1 protein-coding gene is annotated in these 564 nt (G+C 59.0%); it reads left to right on the top strand.

All coding sequences use genetic code 11. From position 1 onward, the window contains the following. The coding region (locus A3754_RS28355; RefSeq protein ID WP_197468883.1) for a hypothetical protein at positions 1–327 on the top strand (327 nt) is incomplete at its 5' end. Positions 328–564 lie beyond the last annotated feature (237 nt).

The following is a 564-nucleotide window of genomic DNA, read 5'->3' as shown; positions in this document are numbered from 1 at the left end:
AAGCTGAGCGGCAGGGCAACGGCAGCCACCTTTGCCAATAACGCCTACCACAGCATGGCCATTGATTACGACAACGGCCTCGCCTACGTAGCTGCTCCGGCAGACAACAAGATCGCGCAATACCAGGTAGGCACGGACCAGGGCTCTGTTTCGCCCGCCAGCCAGACGGTGGACGACGGTGGCACCATCAGCGTCACGCTGACCGCAAACCCCAGCTACCAGGGTGCGGCTTCCGGCTGCGACAACGGGGCCCTCTCTGCCAATACATACTCGGCAAGTAATATCACCGCTGATTGCGACGTGATTGCCACCTTTGTGAAACCATAGGGCAGATAAAACGCCGATCCTCTCTTCGCACCAGGGCCGCACCGCAATGTGCGGCCCTGGCTGCGGCTCGAACAACCGGGCACGTATACCGAAGTCGGAATCCTTCTCGCCTGCTCTCAACGAGCGATAATCAAAGGTACTCCAGCGCCTCGGCCACATTGCTGACGCCGATAATCTCCACACCGTCGGGCAGTTTTCTGGGCAGGTTCGCTTTGGGCACAATGGCTTTTTTGAAGC

It is taken from the genome of Alcanivorax sp. HI0083, from assembly GCF_001635175.1.
Note: the sequence above shows the minus strand (reverse complement) of the source record. Positions and strands in the feature narration are given on the sequence as shown.